The sequence below is a fragment of the Streptomyces sp. MB09-02B genome (genome assembly GCF_033794485.1).
Classification (GTDB): domain Bacteria; phylum Actinomycetota; class Actinomycetes; order Streptomycetales; family Streptomycetaceae; genus Streptomyces.
In genome coordinates this window covers 1-15130 of record NZ_JARGEE010000081.1, presented here as the reverse complement: position 1 = coordinate 15130, position 15130 = coordinate 1, and the positions used below count along the sequence as shown (strand labels likewise).

At 69.4% G+C, this 15130-nt stretch carries 13 protein-coding genes and 1 other RNA gene; 7 read left to right on the top strand and 7 right to left on the bottom strand.

Features of this window, described 5'->3' with window-relative positions:
• Positions 1 to 69 precede the first annotated feature (69 nt).
• The 6 genes from P1P70_RS14450 (at position 70) to P1P70_RS14425 (ending at position 7998) form a co-directional block, all read left to right on the top strand.
• The gene (locus tag P1P70_RS14450) at positions 70 to 1479 is read left to right on the top strand and encodes an MFS transporter (protein ID WP_413471469.1); all 1410 of its coding nucleotides are present in this window, start codon (positions 70 to 72) and stop codon (positions 1477 to 1479) included.
• A 98-nt stretch (positions 1480 to 1577) separates the two neighbouring features.
• The gene (locus P1P70_RS14445; RefSeq protein WP_319237243.1) at positions 1578 to 2876 is read left to right on the top strand and encodes an extracellular solute-binding protein; all 1299 of its coding nucleotides are present in this window, start codon (positions 1578 to 1580) and stop codon (positions 2874 to 2876) included.
• Positions 2873 to 3826, top strand: coding sequence for a sugar ABC transporter permease (locus P1P70_RS14440; protein ID WP_319237242.1), 954 nt, complete (start codon positions 2873 to 2875; stop codon positions 3824 to 3826). Before P1P70_RS14445 ends, P1P70_RS14440 begins: the two co-directional genes overlap by 4 nt.
• Positions 3823 to 4647 carry a carbohydrate ABC transporter permease gene (locus P1P70_RS14435; RefSeq protein WP_319237241.1) on the top strand — a complete coding sequence of 275 codons (825 nt, stop codon included), beginning with the start codon at positions 3823 to 3825 and terminating at the stop codon, positions 4645 to 4647. Before P1P70_RS14440 ends, P1P70_RS14435 begins: the two co-directional genes overlap by 4 nt.
• 55 nt (positions 4648 to 4702) lie before the next feature.
• Entirely contained in the window at positions 4703 to 6988 is a 2286-nt protein-coding gene (gene yicI, locus P1P70_RS14430; protein ID WP_319237240.1) for an alpha-xylosidase, read from the top strand.
• Entirely contained in the window at positions 6985 to 7998 is a 1014-nt protein-coding gene (locus tag P1P70_RS14425) for a LacI family DNA-binding transcriptional regulator (RefSeq protein ID WP_319237239.1), read from the top strand. Before yicI ends, P1P70_RS14425 begins: the two co-directional genes overlap by 4 nt.
• Before the next feature lie 77 nt (positions 7999 to 8075).
• Here P1P70_RS14425 and ssrA read toward each other — a convergent pair.
• From ssrA to ftsE, 5 genes are all read right to left on the bottom strand, one after another.
• Positions 8076 to 8480, bottom strand: a transfer-messenger RNA (tmRNA) gene (ssrA, locus tag P1P70_RS14420).
• A gap of 112 nt (positions 8481 to 8592) precedes the next feature.
• A complete protein-coding gene (gene smpB, locus P1P70_RS14415) occupies positions 8593 to 9135 on the bottom strand; it encodes an SsrA-binding protein SmpB (RefSeq protein ID WP_319237254.1) in 543 nt (180 codons plus the stop codon).
• Between the two features lie 99 nt (positions 9136 to 9234).
• Positions 9235 to 10434: a S41 family peptidase gene (locus P1P70_RS14410; RefSeq protein WP_319237238.1), complete on the bottom strand. Its 1200-nt coding sequence runs from the start codon at positions 10432 to 10434 to the stop codon at positions 9235 to 9237.
• A gap of 68 nt (positions 10435 to 10502) precedes the next feature.
• Positions 10503 to 11420 (bottom strand): permease-like cell division protein FtsX, encoded by a 918-nt coding sequence (ftsX, locus tag P1P70_RS14405; RefSeq protein ID WP_319237237.1) that lies wholly within the window; start codon positions 11418 to 11420, stop codon positions 10503 to 10505.
• A gap of 34 nt (positions 11421 to 11454) precedes the next feature.
• Positions 11455 to 12144 carry a cell division ATP-binding protein FtsE gene (gene ftsE, locus P1P70_RS14400; RefSeq protein ID WP_009320785.1) on the bottom strand — a complete coding sequence of 230 codons (690 nt, stop codon included), beginning with the start codon at positions 12142 to 12144 and terminating at the stop codon, positions 11455 to 11457.
• 266 nt (positions 12145 to 12410) lie between these two features.
• Here ftsE and P1P70_RS14395 point away from each other — a divergent pair, with 266 nt between their 5' ends.
• Positions 12411 to 12602: a hypothetical protein gene (locus P1P70_RS14395; protein WP_005486830.1), complete on the top strand. Its 192-nt coding sequence runs from the start codon at positions 12411 to 12413 to the stop codon at positions 12600 to 12602.
• Between the two features lie 117 nt (positions 12603 to 12719).
• Here P1P70_RS14395 and P1P70_RS14390 read toward each other — a convergent pair whose 3' ends face one another.
• Together P1P70_RS14390 and prfB are read right to left on the bottom strand one after the other, a co-directional pair.
• A complete protein-coding gene (locus P1P70_RS14390) occupies positions 12720 to 13655 on the bottom strand; it encodes a hypothetical protein (RefSeq protein ID WP_319237236.1) in 936 nt (311 codons plus the stop codon).
• Between the two features lie 309 nt (positions 13656 to 13964).
• Positions 13965 to 15068, bottom strand: coding sequence for a peptide chain release factor 2 (gene prfB, locus P1P70_RS14385; protein ID WP_319237235.1), 1104 nt, complete (start codon positions 15066 to 15068; stop codon positions 13965 to 13967).
• Positions 15069 to 15130 lie beyond the last annotated feature (62 nt).

Genomic DNA, 15130 nt, shown 5'->3' with positions numbered 1-15130 from the left:
CCGAAGTGCGTAAATGGCGACGGAGCAGGTGTTGGACGGTGGATCAAGGAACGGGCGACGGTGAGTCACATGCCGAGACACGACCCTGACCACCCACACATGCCCCTGCTCACCGTCACCGCCGACACACTCGTGGCAGCGGACTTCTCTTCTCGTCGCCGCCCGAGAACCTCGCCCCGAACGGGGCGCGGGGAACTGCGCGAGAAGCCCCACCCATCCGCACCCGCCGACGAGACACGCACCCCCACCCCCTCAGGCGCCCTCCCCCCCTACCGCGCCCTCTTCCAACACCCCGGCACCCTCCGCTTCACCGCCGGAGGCCTCCTCGCCCGCCTCCCCATGGGCATGTTCAGCGTGAGCGCGATCCTCATGATCGCCGGCGCCCGCGGCTCCTACGCCCTCGCCGGCGCCGTCGTCGCCACCGGCCTCGCCGCCGCCGCCCTGATCGCCCCCTGGACCGCCCGGCTGGTGGACCGCCACGGCCAGGCCCGGATCGCCGTTCCCGCCACCGCCGTCGCCCTCCTCGGCGCCCTCTCCCTGATCGCCTGCGTCCACTGGAACGCCCCGGCCTGGACCCTGTTCGCCTCCTACGCGGCCACCGCCACGACCCCCAACACCGGCGGCATGGCCCGCGCCCGCTGGGCCCACCTCCTGAAGGACGACCCGGCCGCCCTGCACACCGCCAACTCCTTCGAACAGGCGGCGGACGAACTCTGCTTCATGATCGGCCCGGTCGTCGCCGCCTTCCTCTGCACGACGCTGTTTCCCGAGGCCGGCACCCTGGTCGGCGGTCTGCTCTGCATGACGGGCGTCCTGTTCTTCGCCGCCCAGCGCGCGACGGAGCCGCCCCCCACCGGTCGTACGACCGCGAAGTCCCCCCTGCGCGCACCCGGCATCCCCCCGCTCCTCGCCGTCTTCCTCGCCACCGGCGCGGTCTTCGGCTCCCTGGAGGTCGCCACCATCGCCTACGCGGACGCCCGGGGGCACGCCTCCTCGGCGGGCGTGATCCTCGGCCTCCAGGCGGCCGGCTCCTGCGCGGCGGGCCTGGCCTACGGCGCGCTGCGGGTGTCGGGCCCGGCGGAACGCCGCTTCCGCCGCTGCCTGGCCGCGATGACCGTCCTGATGGCCCTGCCCTGGCTGACCGCGACCGCCACCGGGTCCCTCCTGCTTCTCGCCCCGGCCCTCCTCCTCGCCGGCATGGCCACCGCCCCGACGATGGTCACCGCCATGGCGCTGGTCCAACACCGCACCCCGCAGGGCCAGTTGAACGAGGGCATGACCCTCGCCGTCACCGGTCTGCTCGGCGGGATAGCGGGCGGCTCGGCCCTCGGCGGCTGGGTCGCGGAACACGGCCCGGCGGCGGGCTCCGGTTTCGCCTCCGGCACGACCGGCTTCGCGGTGCCGGTGGGCGCGGCGGCCCTGGCCCTGCTGATCGCGGCGATCCGGCCGAATTCCCGCCGCCCCATTGACGCAATCTGAGCCCACCCTTACCTTCCGTCGAAGCGCTTCGACGTCATTCGTCGAAGCGATTCGACCCCACCGTTCGACGATCCATCCGACTCCCCTGGAGGCACGGGATGTCAACGGCACGAAGGCGTATGACGGCGGTCGCCGCGGCGGCCCTGAGCGGAGCCCTGCTCCTGACCTCCTGCGGCGGCTCGGACGGCGGCGGTGGCGGAGACGGCAGGACCCTCCGCCTCTGGCACTACGAGGGCCCCGACAGCGCGATGGGCGTGGCCTGGAACGCGGCGATCGAGGAGTTCGAGAAAACCCATCCGGGCGTCGAGGTGGAGTTCGAGGAGAAGGGCTTCGAGCAGATCCGCAAGACCGCCCCGATGGTCCTCAACTCCTCCGACGCGCCCGATCTGATGGAGTACAACAAGGGCAACGCGACGGCCGGGCTCCTCTCCAAGCAGGGCCTGCTGACCGACCTCACCCCGGAGGTCACCGCGCGCGGCTGGGACAAGAAGATCGGCGCGGGCATCCGAACCACCAGCCAGTACGACACCGACGGGGTGATGGGCTCCGGCAAGTGGTACGGCGTGCCGAACTACGCCGAGTACACGATGGTCTTCTACAACAAGGACCTCTTCGCCGAGCACGGCATCGCCGAGCCCACCACACTCGCCGAACTCACCGCCGCCATGGACGAGTTCGTCGACGCGGGCATCACCCCGCTGGCCAACGCCGGGGCCGAGTACATGGCGCAGCAGTACCTGTACCAGCTGGCGCTGAGCAGGGCGGACCGCGCCTGGATCGACTCCTACCAGCTGTACCAGGGCAAGGCCGACTTCCACGACGCCGCGTGGACGTACGGGGCGGAGACCTTCGCCGACTGGGTGGAGAAGGGATACATCAGCGAGAAGTCGACGGGGACGAAGTCCGAGGACGCGGGCGTCTCGTTCATCCAGGGCAAGGCGCCGATCCTGTTCTCGGGGAGCTGGTGGTACGGCCGCTTCAAGGCGGAGAACACGTTCGACTGGGGCACCTTCCCGTGGCCCGAGACCGACCTCACGCTCGGCTCGGGCGGCAACCTCTGGGTCGTCCCCGAGGGGGCGAAGAACAAGGAACTCGCCTACGACTTCATCGACATCACCCTGTCGGAGAAGATCCAGAACCTGCTGGGCAACGAGGGCGGGGTCCCGGTGGCCGCCGACCCGGCCGCCATCACCGACCCGCGGGCCAAGAAGCTGATCGCCGACTTCAACACCCTCGCCGAGAAGGACGGTCTTGCCTTCTACCCCGACTGGCCCGTCCCCGGTTTCTACGACGTCCTCGTCTCCGAGACCCAGAAACTGATCACCGGCGACGCGGACCCGGACGCCTATCTGGACGCGATCGGGGAGGCGTACGAGAAGGACGCGCCGAAGCGATGACGGTCACCGTCGAACGGGGGCCGGCGGCCGGTGCGGAGCGCCGTGCCGACCGCGGCCGCCGCCGCCCGCGCCGCCCCGGTGACTCCTACGCCCTGTTCCTCCTGCCCGGCGCCCTGGCCTTCTTCGCCGTGGTCGTCGTGCCGTTCCTGATGAACACGGGGGTCAGCTTCACCGACTGGCAGGGCGTGGGCGGCCCCGTCTGGTCCGGCCTCGACAACTACCGGGAGCTCGCGGGCGACGAGGACTTCTGGGCGTCGTTCCGGCACAGCCTGTTCATGGTGGTCGCGATGGCCGCCGTGCCGACCGCGCTGGGGCTGGTGCTGGCCGCCGCGCTGTTCGACTTCGTCGGCAAGCACTTCGGCAGCCGGGTCACCGCGGTGCTGCGCGCCTGTTTCTACCTCCCGCAGGTGCTGCCGATCGCGGTCGCCGGCATCGTCTGGAGCTGGATCCTCGCTCCGGAGAACGGCTCCCTGAACGAGCTGCTGAAGGCGGTCGGGCTGGGCGGCTGGCAGCAGGACTGGCTCGGCGACCCGGATCTCGCCCTCTACACCGTCATGGCCGTGATGGTGTGGGTGCAGCTCGGTTTCCCGCTGGTGGTCTTCATGGCGGGCCTGCAACGCGTCGACCCGGCGCTGTACGAGGCGGCCGAGCTGGACGGAGCCGGCTGGTGGCGCCGCTTCCTGCACATCACGCTGCCGCAGATCCGCCCCGAGATCCACGTCGTCCTCCTCTGGTGCACGATCGCCGCGCTGAAGGTGTTCGGCGCGGTGTACGTCCTGACCAAGGGCGGCCCCGGCGGCGCCACGGACGTGCCGTCCTACTTCTCCTTCACCACGTTCTTCGAGAAGACCCAGGTCGGCTACGGCGCGGCGATCTCCACCGTCCTGACCGTGCTCGTCCTCGCCCTGGCCCTGGTCGGCCTGAGGCTGCAGGAGAGGACCGACCGATGACCACCGCCCTGCGCCGCTACCCGGTGCTGATCGCCCTGTGCGTCGCGGCCCTGTTCATGATCGTGCCGTTCCTGATCGTCACGCTCAACGCGGTCAAGTCCCCGACGGAGTACGCCCAGAACGGCCCCCTCAGCCTCCCCGAGGGCTTCTACACGGACGGCGTCCGGGACTTCTGGGAGCGCGTCGACTTCGGCCGCAAGCTCGTCAACTCGGTACTGATCAGCGGCTCGGTGGCGGTGCTCGCCGTGGTGCTGTCCGTCCTGAACGCGTACGCGATCGGTATCGGCCGTATCAGGGGCCGGACCTGGGTCCTCGCCTTCTTCGTCCTCGCGAACGTGCTCCCGCAGGAGGCGCTGGTCTATCCGGTCTACTACCTGAGCAAGGAGGTCGGCCTCTACGACACCAGACTCAGCGTGATCATCGTCTTCACGGTGATCCAGGCGGCCTTCGGCACCTACCTCCTCGCTTCGGTCCTCGGGCAGTTCCCGCGCGAGATCGTCGAGGCGGCCCGGATCGACGGCGCGACCAAGTGGCAGGTGCTGTGGCGGATCGTCGTCCCCGTGAGCCGCCCGACCCTGGGCGTGCTCCTGGTCTTCTTCTTCATCTGGACCTGGAACGAGTTCCTGCTGCCCCTGGTCATGCTGATCTCCAACGACAACCAGACCGTGTCCGTGGCCCTCGGCGTCCTCCAGGGCCAGCGCCTGATGGACGCCACGATGACCAACGCGGCCGCCCTGCTCGGACTGCTCCCCGCCCTCGTGTTCTTCCTCCTCTTCCAGCGCACGCTCACCCGGGGCATCGCCGTGGGGGCCGTGAAGTAAACCGTGACGTAAGGGCCGTGACGTAAGGGCCGTGACGTAAGGAGATCGCCCCCACATGAAGTTCACCGACGGCTACTGGCTGCTCCGCGAGGGAGTCACCGCCGCGTACCCGGCGCAGGTGCTCGACATCACCGCCACGGACGGCGGCGCCCTGGAGCTGCACGCCCCGACCCAGCCCATCCGCCACCGCGGCGACCTGCTGAAGGGACCGGTCGTGACGATCAGCGCCCACGCCCCGATGCCCGACGTCATCGGTGTCACGTTCACCCATTTCGAGGGCGAACAGCCACGCGGCCCCCGATTCGAGCTGACCACCGAGGAGTTCACCCCGCACACCTCCTACGACGACGAGCACGCCACCCTCACCGCCGGAGAACTGTCGGTCCGTATCGCGCGCGGCGGCCCCTGGCAGGTCGACTTCCTCGCCCACGGCCGCACGCTCACCTCCAGCGGCCCCAAGTCGATGGGCATCATGCGCGAGGCGTCCGGCGCCCACTACCTCCGCGAGCAGCTCAACCTGGGCGTCGGCACCTCGGTGTACGGCCTCGGTGAACGCTTCGGCCCGCTGGTCAAGAACGGCCAGGTCGTGGACATCTGGAACGCCGACGGCGGCACGGCCACCGAACAGGCCTACAAGAACGTGCCGTTCTATCTCACCGACGCGGGCTACGGCGTCTTCGTCGACCACCCCGGCAAGGTGTCCTTCGAGGTCGCCTCGGAGGTGGTGTCGCGGGTCCAGTTCAGCGCGGAGACCCAGCAGCTCACGTACTACGTCATCTACGGCCCCACCCCGAAGGACATCCTCCGCAAGTACACGGCCCTCACCGGCCGCCCGGCCCTCCCGCCCGCCTGGTCGTTCGGCCTGTGGCTGTCGACGTCCTTCACCACCTCCTACGACGAGGAGACGGTGACCTCCTTCATCGAGGGCATGCGGGAGCGCCGGCTGCCGCTGTCCGTCTTCCACTTCGACTGCTTCTGGATGCGCGAGTTCCAGTGGTGCGACTTCGAGTGGGACCCCCGGGTCTTCCCCGACCCGGAGGGCATGCTGGCCCGCCTGAAACGCCGGGGCCTGAGAATCAGCGTCTGGATCAACCCGTACATCGCCCAGCGCTCCCCGCTCTTCGCGGAGGGCAAGGCCCTCGGCCACCTCCTGCGCCGGCCGGACGGCAGCGTCTGGCAGTGGGACCTGTGGCAGCCCGGCATGGCGCTGGTGGACTTCACCAGCCCGGCGGCCCGCGAGTGGTACGCCTCGAAGCTGGAGAGGCTGCTCGCCCAGGGCGTCGACTGCTTCAAGACCGACTTCGGCGAGCGGGTGCCCCTGGACGTGGCCTGGTCCGACGGCACGGACCCGGAGCGGATGCACAACTACTACACCTACCTCTACAACCGCACGGTCTTCGACGTCCTGCGCAAACACCGGGGCGAGGGCGAGGCGGTCCTCTTCGCCCGCTCGGCGACGGTCGGCGGCCAGCGCTTCCCCGTCCACTGGGGCGGCGACTGCGAGTCCACGTACGAGTCGATGGCCGAGTCCCTGCGGGGTGGCCTGTCGCTCGGCCTGTCGGGCTTCGGCTACTGGAGCCACGACATCGGCGGCTTCGAGGGCACCCCCTCACCCGCCCTGTTCAAACGCTGGATCGCCTTCGGCCTGCTCTCCTCCCACAGCCGGCTGCACGGCTCGTCGTCGTACCGGGTCCCCTGGCTCTTCGACGACGAATCGGTCGACGTGCTCCGGAAGTTCACCCACCTCAAGCTCAGCCTCATGCCCTACCTCTACGAGGCCGCGCGCACCGCCCACACCGAGGGGGTGCCGATGATGCGGGCGATGGTGCTGGAGTTCCCGGACGACCCTGGCTGCGCGCACCTGGAACGCCAGTACATGCTGGGCTCCGACCTCCTCGTGGCGCCCGTCTTCAACGACGAGGGGGACGTCACGTACTACGTCCCCGAAGGCACCTGGACCCGCTTCCCCGACGGCGGCACGGTCACCGGCCCCCGCTGGGTCCGCGAACGCCACGACTTCACTAGCGTGCCGCTGCTGGTCCGGCCGGGCGCGGTCGTCCCGGTCGGCGCGACGGCGGACCGCCCGGACCACGACCACGCCGACGGGGTCACCCTGCACGCGTACGGCCTTGAACACGGCGCCCAGGTGACGGTCCCGGTGGGCGGGGTGACGTTCACCGTCGTCCGGGAGGGGAACGTGCTGCGGGCGTCCTGCGCCGACCCGAGAGCGCCCTGGGGGCTGGCGGCGGACGGGCGTGAGGTCCGGGCGGAGGCGGGCACGGGGTTCCTGACGACGGAGTTGGACGGGGAGTCCGCTCCCTCTGAAACGAGGTCGAAGTGACGGTGAAGATCACGGACGTGGCCCGGCACGCGGGCGTCTCCCCGAGCACCGTCTCGTACGCGCTGAGCGGCAAGCGCCCCATCTCGGCGGAGACGCGCGCCCGGGTCGAGGCGTCCATCCGCGAGCTGGGGTACCGCCCGCACGCGGGTGCCCGCGCCCTGGCCAGCAGCAAGTCGAACGTGCTGGCGATGGTGGTGCCGTTACGGGCCGGGATCCATGTGCCGGTGGTCATGCGGTTCGCGGTCTCGGCGGTCACGACGGCCCGCGCCCACGACCACGACGTCCTGCTGCTGACGCAGGAGGAGGGCGAGGAGGGCCTGCGGCGGGTGGCGGACTCGGCCCTGGTGGACGCGTTGCTCGTGATGGACGTCCAACTCCACGATCCGAGGCTGCCGTTGCTGCGCACGCTGGACCGCCCCTCGGTCCTGATCGGTTTTCCCGCCGACCCCTCGGGCCTGACCTGCATCGACCTGGACTTCAGGACGGCGGGCGAACTGTGCGTGGAGCATCTGGCCGGTCTGGGCCACCGCGTGGTGGGGCTGATCGGCTCCCCGCCCGAGGTCTACGTCCGCCAGACGTCCTTCGCCCAGCGGGTCGTCCAGGGCTTCACCTCCGCCGCCACCCGCAACGGCATGTCCTCCACGGTCCACCCCTGCGAGGCCACCCCGGCGGCGGCCCGCGCGGTCGCGGAACGCCTCCTGCGCGAACAACCGGCCCTCACGGGCGTGGTGATCCACAACGAGGCGGTCCTGGAGCCTCTGGTCGACGCGTTCGAGCACCTGGGCCTACGCGTCCCCGCCGACCTCTCGATCACGGCCCTGTGCCCGGACGACCTCGCCGCCGCCCTGCCCGTCCCCCTCACCTCGATCGGGATCCCGGCGGCGGAGGTGGGTGAACAGGCGGTGGCCCTCCTGATGAAGAAGCTCTCCGGCACGCCCGTCCCCGAGGCCACCCTGCTCGCGCCCCGCCTGACGGTGCGGGCGAGCACGGCGCGCCGGGTGGCGGGATGACCGGGCGGCGGGTGTCCCGCTGAGAAATGACGAAAGCCCCGCTGCCGTAAGGCAGCGGGGCTTCGCCCACATGGGAATTGTGGAGATGGCGGGAATCGAACCCGCGTCCAACGGTGCTAAATCAGGGCTTCTCCGTGTGCAGTTCGCTGTGATTTTCTCGGCCCCGGCGATCACGCGAACAAGTCGCCGACGGGCCCAGTCACTGTTTGATTTCCCTCTTCACCCCGTGACCGGGATCAAGGTTTAGTCCCCTAGCTGATGCCAGGATCCGGGTCGGGAACAGCCCCGGGCTGACACTCCCACTATGTGAGGAGCAGTCGCTTCGCTATCTGATCAGACGGCGAGCGCGTACTGCGTCTTCACGGGAGAATCGCTGTTGGAATTGGCGATTATTTTTTTCGGCCTGTGGTTTACGAGATCATGGCCGCTTCCTCGACACGCTTCCCCTGCCTCAACAACCGCTGTCGAAACCGATCATCCCCATGTTGTTTTTTCAAGGCCTCCCGAAGGGGGCCGACGCACCCGCTGTGAGGTGCAGAGCCATCGTACGTGACCAACGTGAGCGCGTGCCACCGTATTCCCGGCGGCCTCGCCCTACTGGCCCCGCTGCTTCCGCTTCGCCGCCGCGATCGCCCGGTCCGACTCGCGCCGGTCCTGCTTCTCCCGCAGCGTCTGCCGCTTGTCGTACTCCTTCTTGCCTCGCGCGAGCGCGATCTCGGCCTTGGCCCGGCCGTCCTTGAAGTACAGGGCGAGGGGCACGATCGTGTGGCCCGTCTCCTGTGCCTTGGCCTCCAGCTTGTCGATCTCCTCGCGGTGCAACAGAAGCTTCCGCTTGCGGCGCGCGGAGTGGTTGGTCCAGCTGCCCTGGTGGTACTCGGGGATGTGGGCGTTGTGCAGCCACGCCTCCCCCCGGTCGATCTGGACGAAGCCGTCGGCCAGCGACGTCCGGCCCTCGCGCAGCGACTTGACCTCGGTACCCATGAGGACGAGACCGGCCTCGTAGGTGTCGATGATCGCGTAGTCGTGCCGGGCCTTCTTGTTCTGGGCGACGATCTTCTTCTTGCCGCCCTTCTCGCCGTCCCGGCCCTTGACGGCCGCCCCGCCCTGCTTGGGCTGGGACTCCTTCGGTACGTACATTCCCTTGCTCATAGTGCCGTCCATTTTGGCACCACACAGGGGGTGCGGGGGAAGCCGATTAAACGGGCGCGATCAGCGACCACGGTCAACAGGGGTGGCTCACTGCCCGAGACCGCTGAGCACCGTCTCGGCCCGCCGCAGGGCGTCCTCGTCCGCTTCGAGGTCGGGGGTGATGCCCCGGCCGTCGACGCCCCGGCCGGAGGGGGTGCGGTAGTGGCCGACGGTCAGTTCGGCGACGGAGCCGTCGGGGAGGCGGCTCGGCATCTGCACGGAGCCCTTGCCGAAGGTGCGGGAGCCCACGACCACCGCGCGCCCCCGGTCCTGGAGGGCTCCGGTGAGCAGCTCGGCCGCGCTCATCGTGCCGCCGTCGACGAGCGCGACCAGGGGTCTGGTGGTGTCGCCGCCGGGTTCGGCATGGAGGGCCCGCTGCCGGCCCTTGACGTCGTACGTGGCGACGAGGCCCCCGTCGAGGAAGGCGGAGGCGGCGGTGACGGCCTCGGAGACCAGACCGCCGGAGTTGCCACGGAGGTCGAGGACGAAGCCGGCGGCGCCTGCGGACTGCGCGACGGCGGCTCGTACGACATCGCCGGAGCCCTTGGTGAACGCGTCGACCGTGATGACGCTGACCCCGCCGGCGGTGCGGCTCACGGTCACGTCCTCGGTGGAGAGGCGGGCACGGCGCAGGGTCGCGGACCAGGTCCGGTCGGCGCGCTCCAGCACCAGCGCCACCTTCGTACCGGCGGCCGCGCTCTCGGGGGTCCCGGACTTCCCGGTGCCCTCGTCGATCGCGTCGCCGCGGAGTAAGGAGACGACCTCGGTGACCGGCCGGCCGTCGACCTTCCGGCCGTCGACGCTGACGAGGCGGTCGCCCGCGCGGATCCCGGCACGGGCGGCGGGCGAGGCGTCCTGCACCCGGGTCACCTCGATCCGGCCGTCGCGCTCCAGCCGGGCCCAGAGGCCGACGCCGGTGTACTCGCCGTCGAGGGCCTCCTCGAACTGCTCGTACTCGCCCTCGGAGTAGACCGCGCCCCATCGGTCGCCGCTGCGGCTGACGGCGCGCTCGGCTGCTTCCACAGGGGACTTGCCCTCGGCCATGGCCTCGGCGGCGGCGTCCGCGACGTCCTGCTCCCTGTCGGCCGGGGTGGGGCGGGAGGGGTTCGCGACGGCCGTCGCCTCCCGACGCGGGTCGTCGAAGGAGCCGGTCGCGGCGCCCGTGGCGAGCACACTCGCGAAGACCAATGTCAGGGCCGCCCCGCGGCCGACGCGGCGGGGCTGGGAGAACAGGTCGCGGCCTGACATGTCGGCGAGTCTAGGACAACGCGAAGGGCCGTACCGGCCCTTGCCCGGTACGGCCCCAGGGGCATGCGTCACACCTTCAGGTACTTGCGCAGCGCGACGAACGCGGCCAACGCCGGCATCAGGAAGCTCACCGTGAGGATGAGCGGCAGCTTCACGAGGACCGCGTCCCAGCCGACGAAATTGATCAGGGGCAGGTTCTGGGACAGCGCCACCCCGTTGTCGATCACGAAGTACTGGCCCAGGCCCAGGAAGACACAGGCGATCACTCCGCCGATGACACCGGCGACCGCCGCCTCCATGATGAACGGCGCCTGGATGTAGAAGCCCGAGGCGCCCACCAGCCGCATGATCCCGATCTCACGACGACGGCTGAACGCGGAGACACGCACGGTGTTGACGATCAGCAGCAGCGCCACGACCAGCATGACCGCCATCACACCGCGCGCCGCGAGGTTCAGGTAACCGAGGAGCTTGAAGAGGTTGTCCAGGATGCCCTTCTGGTCCTGCACCGACTGCACACCGTCACGGCCGTTGAAGGCACTCGCGATGACCTGGTACTTCTCCGGGTCCTTCAGCTTGATGCGGTACGACTCCTGCATCTGGTCCGGGGTGAGGCTGCTGGCCAGGGGGGAGTCGCCGAACTGCTCCTTGTAGTGCTTGTACGCCTCGTCCTGCGACTCGTGGGCGACGTTGTCGACGACCGCCATCTTGTCCAGGTCGGACTTGATCTGCTTCTTCTGCTCGGTGGTGACGGCGCCCTTGGCGCAGTTGGGGTCGGACTCCGCGTCGCTCTTGTTGCAGAGGAAGACCGACACGTTGACCTTGTCGTACCAGTAGCCCTTCATCTGGCTGACCTGGTCGCTCATCAGCAGCGAGCCGCCGAACAGGGCGAGGGAGAGGGCGACGGAGACGACGACCGCGAAGGTCATCGTGAGATTGCGGCGGAGACCGACACCGATCTCCGACAGGACGAACTGGGCCTGCATGGCGTCTCGCTGAGCCTTTCGTGGACGGGGGCGGTCAGTGCTGGTAGCCGTAGACGCCGCGTGCCTGGTCGCGGACGAGGCGGCCCTTCTCCAGCTCGATGACGCGCTTGCGCATCTGGTCCACGATGTTCTGGTCGTGGGTCGCCATCACCACGGTGGTACCCGTGCGGTTGATGCGGTCGAGCAGCTTCATGATGCCGACGGAGGTCTGCGGGTCGAGGTTGCCGGTGGGCTCGTCCGCGATGAGGAGCTTGGGCCGGTTCACGAAGGCCCGTGCGATGGCCACACGCTGCTGCTCACCACCCGACAGCTCGCCCGGCATCCGCTCCTCCTTGCCGCCGAGGCCGACCAGTTCCAGGACCTGCGGCACGGACTTGCGGATCTCGCCGCGCGACTTGCCGATGACCTCCTGCGCGAAGGCGACGTTCTCGCCGACCGTCTTGTTGGGCAGCAGCCGGAAGTCCTGGAAGACCGTCCCGAGCTGGCGCCGCATCTGCGGCACCTTCCAGTTGGACAGGCGCGCGAGATCCTTGCCCAGGACGTGCACCTGACCCTGGCTGCACCGCTCCTCCCGGAGGATCAGCCGCAGGAACGTGGACTTTCCGGAGCCGGAGGAGCCCACGAGGAACACGAACTCGCCCTTCTCCACCTCCAGGGAGACATCCCTGAGTGCGGGGCGGGTCTGCTTGGGGTAGACCTTGGACACGTTGTCGAATCGGATCACGGATGCACCACAAGCCGTCGGGAATGGATGGACGAGACTGTACCGCGCCGTAAGCGGACCCCGGTGAGGGCGCAGCCCGAACAAAGGGGCGCGGGGAACTGCGCGACCAGCCCCCACCGACCCGCGGCCCTCCCGCAACCGCACCCACCCCTTTCCGAGGCCCCCGCGCAACCTCCGGAGGAACCTGGCACAGTGGTGTGGAGGAACGGTCCGGTTCCACGAAGCGTTGAGGTATGTGTGAGGCCATTGCAAGGAGGGCGAGGCGCATGACGTACGACCGGTTGGTGTGCGCGAACTGCGCGTCCCCCGTCGCCGAGGGCCGCTGCCATGTGTGCCGGGCCAGCCGCGAGCGACTCCAGCAGGAGAACCCCTTCGCGAGCCTGAGCCCCATGACCCTGATCGCCCTCCTGGCGATCCTCATAGCGGCAGTGGCACTGCTGGCGCACCAGACGGCATAGGGCGCCTCCGCCGGCACAGGGCGTGCGCGGGCGGGACAGGACGTACGACGAAGGCCCGGGGCTGGCTGCCCCGGGCCTTCGTCGTACGTGTGCCGTGCTCTGCCCGACCGTCTACGGTCAGGCGGCGGCGCCGCGGCCGGCCATCAGGCGCGGCAGCAGACGGAAGCCGATACCGCCGGCGATCATCGTGGCGGCGCCGACCAGCAGGAACGTGGTCTCGGCGGCACCCGTCTCGGCCAGCTCGCCGGTGCCGGCGCCCTGAGCCTCGGTCTCCGAGCCGGTGTCGGTGAGGGCCGAGGAGCCCTCCTGCTGCACGACCTCGTCGTTGCCGCCGTCGGTGTCGGTCCCACCGGAGGTGGAGCCGCCGTCGGTGGAGCCGCCCGAGGTGGAGGAACCGCCGTCGGTGCCGCCGGAGGTCGAGCCGCCGTCGGTGGAGCCGCCGGAGGTGCCGTTGGAGGTGGAACCACCCGACGTGCCGTTGGACGTCCCGTTGGAGGTGGAACCACCGGAGGTGCCGTTGGACGTCCCGTTCGAGGTCGAGCCGCCCGAGGTGCCGTTGGACGTCCCGTTCGAGGTCGAGCCACTGGTGCCGGTGGTGCCCGTGGTGCCCGTGGTGCCCGTGGTACCGGTCGTGCCGGTGGTACCGGTCGTCCCCGTGGTACCAGTGGTGCCCGTGGTGCCCGTGGTACCGGTGGTGCCCGTGGTACCGGTCTCGCCGGTCGTGCCGGACGTACCGACGGTGCCCGTCGTGCTGACGGCGCCGGTCGTGCTGACGGCGCCGGTCGTGCCGGTCGTGCCGGCGGTGGTCTCACCGGTCGTGGTCTCACCGGTGGTCTCACCCGTGGTCGCACCGACGTTGGTGTTGCCCTCGGTGTCGTTACCCGTCTGCACCGAGACGTTGGCCTTGATGGAACCTCCGTCGTCGGTGCCGACACCGACGCCGACTCCGAGGTCCAGCGCGGAAGCGGCGCCCGCGGCGGTCAGCGACGCACCGGCGGCGATCACGGCACCCGCGGCTATTCGCGCCACGCGGATCCGCGTCTTCTTCGTCATATGGCTGCTACCCCCAGTAGCTATCAGTTAATGGAGCAGCGCCCGGGGCCGCGATCAACGGGAGCCATCGGTTGGTTCGAGAGTCCCCCGGTTCACATGCGCCCCAGTAATGCGCATGCCATACGCCAACCTTCCCAGTTTTCCCAGTAACGTCAAGGTCGTTGCGTACGCGATGTCCCGTTCATCGCATATGACCTCGTCACTGACATGTGAGTGTGACGTAAGACCCAGACATCCCCACACAGACAAGGCAACTGCCCTCCGGTTGAGGGCAGTTGCCTTGTCGACAAAGCGCTGAATTTCGCGGTTCTACTTCTCCTGCTGCTTGCGCCAGCGAATTCCGGCCTCCAGGAAGCCCTCGATCTCGCCGTTGAACACGGCCTCGGGGTTACCGACTTCGTACTCGGTGCGGAGGTCCTTGACCATCTGGTACGGGTGCAGGACGTACGAACGCATCTGGTTGCCCCAGGAACTGCCGCCGTCCTTGAGGGCGTCCATCCTGGCCCGCTCCTCCTGGCGCTGCCGCTCCAGCAGCTTCGCCTGAAGGACGTTCATCGCGGTGGCCTTGTTCTGGATCTGCGACCGCTCGTTCTGGCAGGAGACGACGATGCCGGTGGGGAGGTGGGTCAACCGCACGGCGGAGTCGGTGGTGTTGACGCCCTGGCCGCCGGGGCCGGAGGACCGGTAGACGTCCACGCGCAGCTCGGACTCGTCGATCTCGATGTGGTCGGTCTGCTCGACCACGGGCAGGACCTCGACACCGGCGAAGGAGGTCTGGCGCCGACCCTGGTTGTCGAAGGGCGAGATACGGACGAGCCGGTGGGTGCCCTGCTCCACGGAGAGTGTGCCGTAGGCGTAGGGCACCTGCACGGCGAAGGTGGTGGACTTGATGCCCGCCTCCTCCGCGTACGAGGTCTCGTACACCTCGGTCTTGTAGCCCTTCTGCTCCGCCCAGCGCAGGTACATCCGCTGCAGCTTCTCGGCGAAGTCGGCGGCGTCGACGCCACCGGCCTCGGCGCGGATGTTGACGAGGGCCTCACGGGAGTCGTACTCGCCGGACAGGAGGGTACGGACCTCCATCTCGTCCAGCGCCTTCTTGACGGAGGTCAGCTCCGACTCGGCCTCGGCGCGGGTGTCCGGGTCGTCCTCCTCCTCGGCCATCTCGAAGAGGACACCGAGGTCGTCGATGCGACCGCGCAGCGCCTCCGCCTTCCTGACCTCGGCCTGGAGGTGGGAGAGCTTGCTGGTGATCTTCTGCGCCTCGTCCGGGTTGTCCCAGAGGGACGGCGCGGCCGCCTGCTCCTCGAGCACGGCGATGTCTGCCCTCAGCTTGTCGAGGTCCAAAACGGCCTCGATCGACTCCATGGTCGAGGAGAGGGACTTCAGCTCTTCGGATACATCGACGACTGCCACGCCCCCAGCCTAACGGCTCCGCCGGGTGGCCATGAGGGGGTGCCCTCGGCCCGGGGCCTGTA

What these genes read in the sequence shown, in the direction of transcription:
- P1P70_RS14450 (WP_413471469.1), top strand. Translation starts at nt 70, where the DNA reads ATGCCGAGACACGACCCTGACCACCCACACATGCCCCTGCTCACCGTC.
- P1P70_RS14445 (WP_319237243.1), top strand. Translation starts at nt 1,578, where the DNA reads ATGTCAACGGCACGAAGGCGTATGACGGCGGTCGCCGCGGCGGCCCTG.
- P1P70_RS14440 (WP_319237242.1), top strand. Translation starts at nt 2,873, where the DNA reads ATGACGGTCACCGTCGAACGGGGGCCGGCGGCCGGTGCGGAGCGCCGT.
- P1P70_RS14435 (WP_319237241.1), top strand. Translation starts at nt 3,823, where the DNA reads ATGACCACCGCCCTGCGCCGCTACCCGGTGCTGATCGCCCTGTGCGTC.
- yicI (WP_319237240.1), top strand. Translation starts at nt 4,703, where the DNA reads ATGAAGTTCACCGACGGCTACTGGCTGCTCCGCGAGGGAGTCACCGCC.
- smpB (WP_319237254.1), bottom strand. Translation starts at nt 9,135, where the DNA reads ATGTACGTACCGAAGGAGTCCCAGCCCAAGCAGGGCGGGGCGGCCGTC.
- P1P70_RS14410 (WP_319237238.1), bottom strand. Translation starts at nt 10,434, where the DNA reads ATGTCAGGCCGCGACCTGTTCTCCCAGCCCCGCCGCGTCGGCCGCGGG.
- ftsX (WP_319237237.1), bottom strand. Translation starts at nt 11,420, where the DNA reads ATGCAGGCCCAGTTCGTCCTGTCGGAGATCGGTGTCGGTCTCCGCCGC.
- P1P70_RS14395 (WP_005486830.1), top strand. Translation starts at nt 12,411, where the DNA reads ATGACGTACGACCGGTTGGTGTGCGCGAACTGCGCGTCCCCCGTCGCC.
- P1P70_RS14390 (WP_319237236.1), bottom strand. Translation starts at nt 13,655, where the DNA reads ATGACGAAGAAGACGCGGATCCGCGTGGCGCGAATAGCCGCGGGTGCC.